Origin of the sequence: Thiohalocapsa halophila (assembly GCF_016583825.1) — a bacterium.
Lineage (GTDB): Bacteria > Pseudomonadota > Gammaproteobacteria > Chromatiales > Chromatiaceae > Thiohalocapsa > Thiohalocapsa halophila.
Genome location: NZ_NRRV01000127.1, coordinates 1 through 6868, shown reverse-complemented (window position 1 = coordinate 6868; position 6868 = coordinate 1). Strand labels below are relative to the sequence as shown.

The 6868-nt window shown below is 65.9% G+C and carries 5 protein-coding genes; 2 read left to right on the top strand and 3 right to left on the bottom strand.

The genetic code is table 11. The annotated features are described in order from the left end of the window. Nucleotides 1-4 precede the first annotated feature (4 nt). A complete protein-coding gene (gene ilvA, locus CKO31_RS24950; RefSeq protein ID WP_200243288.1) occupies nucleotides 5-1531 on the bottom strand; it encodes a threonine ammonia-lyase, biosynthetic in 1527 nt (508 codons plus the stop codon). A gap of 264 nt (nucleotides 1532-1795) precedes the next feature. On the opposite strand from ilvA, the gene rpiA reads away from it, so the two are divergent. Both rpiA and CKO31_RS24940 read left to right on the top strand, forming a co-directional pair. After that, the gene (gene rpiA / locus CKO31_RS24945) at nucleotides 1796-2452 is read left to right on the top strand and encodes a ribose-5-phosphate isomerase RpiA (RefSeq protein ID WP_200243287.1); all 657 of its coding nucleotides are present in this window, start codon (nucleotides 1796-1798) and stop codon (nucleotides 2450-2452) included. A gap of 364 nt (nucleotides 2453-2816) precedes the next feature. Next, entirely contained in the window at nucleotides 2817-3278 is a 462-nt protein-coding gene (locus tag CKO31_RS24940; protein ID WP_200243285.1) for a DUF29 domain-containing protein, read from the top strand. 795 nt (nucleotides 3279-4073) lie between these two features. On the opposite strand, the gene CKO31_RS24935 is transcribed toward CKO31_RS24940, so the two are convergent. Next, the gene (locus CKO31_RS24935) at nucleotides 4074-4745 is read right to left on the bottom strand and encodes a 2OG-Fe(II) oxygenase (RefSeq protein WP_200243283.1); all 672 of its coding nucleotides are present in this window, start codon (nucleotides 4743-4745) and stop codon (nucleotides 4074-4076) included. 314 nt (nucleotides 4746-5059) lie between these two features. Further along, nucleotides 5060-6448 (bottom strand): porin, encoded by a 1389-nt coding sequence (locus CKO31_RS24930; RefSeq protein ID WP_200243290.1) that lies wholly within the window; start codon nucleotides 6446-6448, stop codon nucleotides 5060-5062. Nucleotides 6449-6868: the final 420 nt, after the last annotated feature.

Below are 6868 nucleotides of genomic sequence, written 5' to 3'. Positions count from 1 at the left end.
CCCTTCATCCCTCCCCAGCACTCGCAAACAGCCGATACGCCGGATTGTCCGTCTCCTCCCAGAACCGATAGCCGATGCCGGTGAGCAGCCGATGCAGCTCCGCCTGCTCCGCATCCGGCACCTGCACGCCCATGAGCACCCGGCCGTAGGCGGCGCCGTGGTTGCGGTAGTGGAATAGGCTGATGTTCCAGCGCTTGCCGAGGCTGGAGAGGAAGTTGAGCAGCGCCCCGGGGCGCTCGGGGAACTCGAAGCGAATCAGGCGCTCGTCGCTGACCGCCGGCGCATGCCCGCCAACCATGAAGCGGATGTGCAGCTTCGCGGTCTCGTTGTCGCTCATGTCCAGCACCGAGAAGCCCTTGGCCTCCAAGCGCTGCACCAGCTCGGCGCGCTCGTCCGCACCGCCGGTGAGCTGCACACCGGCGAAGACATGCGCCTCCTGCCGGTCTGCATAGCGATAGTTGAACTCCGTGATTTGGCGCTTGCCGAGCGCGCGGCAGAAGTCGAGGAAGCTCCCCGGGCGCTCCGGAATGCCCACCGCGAGCAGGGCCTCGCGCCGCTCGCCGAGCTCGGCGCGCTCGGCCACATGGCGCAGGCGGTCGAAGTTGATATTGGCGCCGCTCTCGATGGCCACCAGGCTCAAGGCTTCGGCAGCCTCGCGCGCCACCCAGCGCTTGAGCCCGGCGACGGCCAGCGCGCCGGCGGGCTCGGCGATGCCGCGGGTGTCGTCGAAGATGTCCTTGATGGCCGCGCACAGCTCGTCGGTGGTCACCAGCACCACCTCGTCCACGGTCTGCCGGGCGATGCGGAAGGTTTCCTCGCCGATTTGGCGCACGGCGACGCCGTCGGCGAAGAGCCCGACCTCCGGCAGAACCACGCGGCGGTCGGCGGCGAGCGCGGCATGCAGTGTGGGGGCATCCTCCGGCTCCACGCCGATGATGCGCACCTGCGGATAGACGTACTTGACATAGGCCGCCACCCCGGCGATGAGCCCGCCGCCGCCCACGGGCACGAAGATGGCCGCCGGCGGCTCTGGGTGCTGGCGCAGGATCTCCATGGCGATGGTGCCCTGGCCGGCGATGACGTCCGGGTCGTCGAAGGGATGCAAAAAGGTCAGCCCCTGCTCGGCGACGAGCTCTTGTGCATGGGCATAGGCCTCGTCGAAGGAGTCGCCGTGCAGTACGGTCTTGGCTCCCCAGCCGCGCACCGCCTCCACCTTGATGGGCGGCGTGGTGCGCGGCATTACGATGGTGGCCTCGCAGCCGAGCTTGGCGGCGCCCATGGACACCCCTTGCGCGTGGTTTCCGGCGGAGGCGGCGATAACGCCGCGCGCGCGCTGCTCCGGACTCAGGTGCATCAGCTTGTTGTAGGCACCGCGCAGCTTGAACGAGAACACGGGCTGAAGGTCCTCGCGCTTCAGCCATACCTGGTTGCCGAGGCGCTTGGAGAGCAGCTTGGCGTGTGTGAGCGGCGATTCGTCGGCGACGTCGTAGACGCGTGCGCGCAGGATGCGCTCGATGTAGGTTTCCGGCATGGGGCTGGGGACGAGTGGCGAGTGGCGAGTGGCGAGTAGCGAGTGGCGAGGGGTTACGTCCGGATATGGGATCTAGATTACTCGTTCCAGGCTTCCGCCTCGAAACTCGTAACTCGTCCCTCGTGACTCGAAGCTCGCCCCTCCATACGCCCCGAGCCCGTCTTGCGGCTCTGCTATCATGGCCACTGTTGCAACGGCCCAACAAACGGATCAATCCGTCGCATCGCGCAGTCTCAGCATTCAGCCAGAACAGGGGGTAGCTTCATGGACCAAGATGCGCTCAAGAAACAGGCCGCCGAGGCGGCGCTCCAATACGTGGACGGCGGCGTCATCGGCGTCGGCACCGGCTCCACGGTGAACCATTTCATCGATTTGCTGGCCGGCATCAAGGGCCGCATCGAGGGGGCCGTGTCCAGCTCCGAGGCCTCCAGCGAGCGGCTCAGGCAGCACGGCATCCCGGTGCTGGACCTCAACGCCGTGGGTGATTTGGCGCTCTATGTGGACGGCGCCGATGAGTCCAACAAGGACCTCGCCCTGGTCAAGGGCGGCGGCGGTGCGCTCACCCGCGAGAAGATCGTCGCCGCAGCCAGCGAGCGCTTCGTCTGCATCGCCGACGCCTCCAAGCTGGTGGACGTGCTGGGCGCCTTCCCGCTGCCGGTGGAGGTGATTCCCATGGCCCGCAGCCTGGTGGCCCGGCAAATCGTGAAGCTCGGCGGCACCCCCGCTTGGCGGGAAGGCTATGTCACCGACAACGGCAACGTCATCCTGGACGTGCAGGGCCTGCAGATCCTGGAGCCCAAGGCCCTGGAGCAGCAGCTCAACAACCTCCCCGGCGTGGTCACCTGCGGCATTTTCGCACTGCGCGGGGCCGATGTGCTGATTCTGGGGGCCGAAGGCGGGCCTACGATGTTGAAGGGCTGAGGGCTGAGGGCTGAGGGCTGAGGGCTGAGGGCTGAGGGCTGACGGACGGCCTCGTAGGTCGGCGCTGAGCGGCAGCGAAGCCCGACATGAGCCGACCGCCCGCGGATGTCGGGCCTCCTGGCGTCGGCACCGACCTACGGGGCTGAGGGACGGGGCGAGGGTGCCTCGGGTCGCGGCGCGCGGGCTTCGCGATGCGAGCGCGGAAGCTTTGCTTCCGGAAGTGACGCCCACAGCCTCTCCCGAGGCCATAGCCCGGGTGACGCGAAGCGGAGCTTCGGTGTCGGCGTGACGAGGCGGGAGCTTCGTCACGAGGCGACGGGAGCGAGGAACGAGTCAGGTCAACCCTTATCGAAGTGTCCCGATCATGCATGCACGAGATCCGTCGATCACCCCAGACTACGACCAGGACTTCTACGCCTGGCTCGTGTACAACGCCCAGCTGTTGCGCGAAGGGCGGCTCAGCACCGTGGATGCGGCCCATGTGGCCGAGGAGCTGGAGGACATGGGCAAGAGTCAGAAGCGGGCCCTGGCGAGCCACCTTCGGGTGCTGCTGATCCACCTGCTCAAGTGGCGCTGCCAGCCGCAGCTGCGCGGTCCCTCCTGGCGTGTGTTCATCCGCAACGCCCGCGACCGCATCGAGGCGATAGTCGCCGACAGCCCCAGCCTGGGTCGATTGCCGCAGGAGCTCTTCGCGCAGGAATACGCCAAGGCGCGTAAGTACGCCGCCGACGAGACCGACCTGCCGTTGGCGACCTTCCCGGAGACCGCGCCGTTCAGCCTCGACGATGCGCTGACCGAGGACTTTTTGCCCAGCGAGATTGCTTGACGACGCCACAGGTGTGCGGATTCGTCGAGTATTCGAGACCACCTCGCCCCTCGAAGCCCGCTCCTCTCCGCTGTAGATGCAGGTTCCCGATCCGTGATTCGATGAAGCCGAGGCGGGCGACGGTCTCGTCCAGGCGCTCGGCGAGTCGATCCTGACCAGCCCGCAGGGCTCGCAAATGCTCAAGGATAAGGTGGTCGGGCTCAGCCACCCATTTCCCCTTCTTCGCGAACATGTGCACAGCATAGGTGGCGTCGGCATCCGGAACAAGGCCGCCGCAGCCTCAGGGCAGGCACCACAGTCACGACGACAGCTCTGTAGGGTGGACAAGCGAAGCGCAGTCCACCCCGGCGCGCCGGAGTCAGCGGGCGAGCCAGTCAGCCGGTCGGGTGGATTTCGCTTCGCTCATCCACCCGCCGCTGATTCTCGGCGGCGAAGGTGGCTCGCGGACGAAGCCGAGGGCGGAGGGGCGAGCCCGGTAGGTCGGTGCTGAGCGGCAGCGAAGCCCGACATGAGCCGACCGGACCCGGGCGTCGGGCCTCCTGGCGTCGGCACCGACCTACGGAGCAGGCGCCGTTGATCGGCGCCGCTCTGTGTAGGGTGGACAAGCGAAGCGCAGTCCACCCCGGCGCGCCGGAGTCAGCGGGCGAGCCGGTCAGCCGGTCGGGTGGATTTCGCTTCGCTCATCCACCCTACGCCGTGGATTTAACAGGCGTTTTTGCGGCGGCGAGACCGAGGGATCAAGGCGCAGCGCTCCGCCCCCCCAGAACCCAGCTCCCAGAACCCAGCCCCTAGAACCTAGCCCCCTCTCCCCCGCGGCGCGTATTCGAACCACCCGGTGATGATGAGCTTGAGGCCGTCCCGATGGGGCAGGCCGCGGTGGGTGTGGGTGAAGCCGGCGGGCCAGATGAGGGTGAGGCCCTGCTCCGGATGGACCTTCAGGCCTTGGTGCAGGAATTCGGTCTCGCCGCCGCTCGCCACCGTGTTCAGGTAGGTCATCCAGGCGAGGATGCGGTGCGCCGCCTTTGGATGGGCATTCTCGTAATGCCAGGCATGGTAGGCCTGCCCGCCCGGGTAGTAGCGCTGGATGTTGAAGCTGTAGACGCCGTGCTCGAAGGTGCGGGGATACTGCAGCTCGGTGTAGCGCTCGACATAGGCCTTGTGGGCCTCGCCGAGCAGCGTGAAATACTGCTCCAGGGGCGCAGCATACTTTTCGCGCAGCTTCGGCGGGATCTTGGCCGAGGCGAGATCCAGGGAGTCTTTGCGGGCCTTGTCCACGCGCACGCCGGTGAGCCCCTGGTGCGTGGCCTTGCGCTTGTCGGCGTCTCTGAAGAGCTGAATCAGCGCCTCGCAGGTCTCAGCGGGGACGTGCGCGTGGTGTCGGGCTATGAAGTCCGTCATCGCGGGCAGGCCGATGGTCGAGGTCTTGGATGCGGCGTGTAGAGCGTCGGCCAGGCTGCGCGGTTGCAAAACCAGATCCCGCGAAGCAGCCGCCGGCGTCGGCCCGATCTACGGATATAAGCTCAGGGTGTCACCCATCGCAAGATCAGGGGTGTAGCGTCCCATGCTCAGGGTTTTCGAGCAAGCACCTGCTTGGAACAGGCGCTGCGCCGCAGTTCTGGGCTGAGCGGCAGCGAGCTCCATCCGGCATGGCGATACTCGGATGTCGGGCCTCCCGGCGTCGGCCCGGCCTAGATGCTCGAAAAACGCCGGACACAAAAAAACGGGGCCCGAAGGCCCCGTTCATCGACCCGGTCCGTCGGGTCAGGTCGCAATGGCGGTGATCAGAACTTGTGGACCACGCCCAGCGAGAAGCCGTTGAACTCGTTGGCGCCGCCGGGCTCTTTGTTGCTGTCGTCGGTGACGTCAACGTAGAGCGCATATGCCTTGGTGCGCTTGCTGAAGTTGTGGTCGAACCCGATTGCCCAGGTCTCGCGATCACCTTCCAGATCATCCGTCAGGTTGCCGATAGCGCGAGGGTTGGCGCGGAAGCTATCCAGCGGACGGTCGGCATCGCGGTCGACGGCGCCGTACATGGCCTTGACCATGTTGTTGCCGAAGCTGTAACCGGCTTGAACCTGCCAGAGCCTCTGCTCTTTGACGCCAGTCACACCGAGAAAATCGACGGTGCCATCGGGGTTGACGAAGGCAGTAGCATTGCGAACCTGACCACCAGGCAGATCGTCCTGCTGCTCATAGATGGCCGAGAGCGAGAAGCCGTTCCAGTCCAGCAGCCCGAGGCCGATGCGCCACTTGCTGTAGTCGTCATCGATATAGCTGCAGGACAGCGTCTCCGTCCCGTCGGTGTTGATGCAGCCGGCATTACCCGCCAGTGCCGTATTGCTATCCATGAAATGATCGGCGCCAAGGACCTCATAGGCCGCGGAACCGTAGAAGGGACCGTTGTTGTAGATCAAGGCCAGAGACCAGGCGCTTGCCAGCGAGTCGTTGTCGATGTTGGTATCGCCACCGCCGAAGGTGTCGACGGTTGCACCGCCGGGAGCGACTACGGCACCAGCGAAGGAGAAGCCGGAGAAGCTCGGCGAGATGTAGGCAACCACGTTATCAGCGCGGACGTCGTCAAAGCCGACCGTACCGTTGTAGTCCGCCATCGTGTCGCTGAACATGTCCAGCTTGCCGGTGGAGATCTTCAGCGGCGTGTCGTGGCGCCCGGCAAGTACCGTACCCCAGTCGCCGGCGAGACCGACGAAGCTATTGCGGTAGCTGATGCCGTTGTTGCCGCTATCGATGTCGTCGTCGGCGGCGGTCAGGTTCAGGCCGAGCTCAACCTGATAGATGGCCTTGAGGCCGTTGCCCAGATCCTCGGAGCCCTTGACGCCGATGCGGTTGGCGCGGCTCGAGCCCTGCATGAAGCTGCCCTCACGGGAGATGCCCCAGCCGCTGAAGTCCTCACCGTCATTGTTGATTAGCGGGTCACCGGCTGGGTTTCGGACGATAACCGGCCCCTCGAAGCCGGCCAGCGCCTCCTGCCCCTCTTCGGTGAGCGTGACGCCTGCCTCGTCGACGGTTGTGTAGGTCGGGGCGATGGCGTTGGTGACGTCTTGGTAGTCGATGGACTGGTTCAGTTTGCCGTACAGGACGGCTTCGGCCATGGCAGCGGTCGGCGCGGCGACGGCCGCGGCGACTGCCAGGCTGAGGAGCTTTTTGTTCATGCTGCTCTCCGCTGTTGTGAAAAACCCTAAAGACCGCGCAAGCGACGCAATCATGTCTTGCGCTCCGAATACTAGATCAGGATGCGACAGCTGGCAACCGGTTTTTTTGAAAAAAGCTACACAGCCGGCCGCCTGTGGCGTTTTTGTGACAGGCGGGGCGGGGCGGGTGGAGGGCGCGGCCGGTTTTGCTACGTCGTCGGCCTTGAGGGCTGAGCGCTGAGGGACGGGCGCTCGCGACTACGGCTCGGCGAGCGGGCCGGGAGCAGGCCGGGAGTAGTGATGGCCGAGGCGAGCCCAGCGCCGGCCAGGACAGCCATGGCGGCGCATGCAATCCATGAACAGTCGCTGCGGATCAAGCCGAACGGAGTGGACAGCGTAGCCGCTGCACTGGCGATAATACTATTCCTCGCCCCTCGCCCC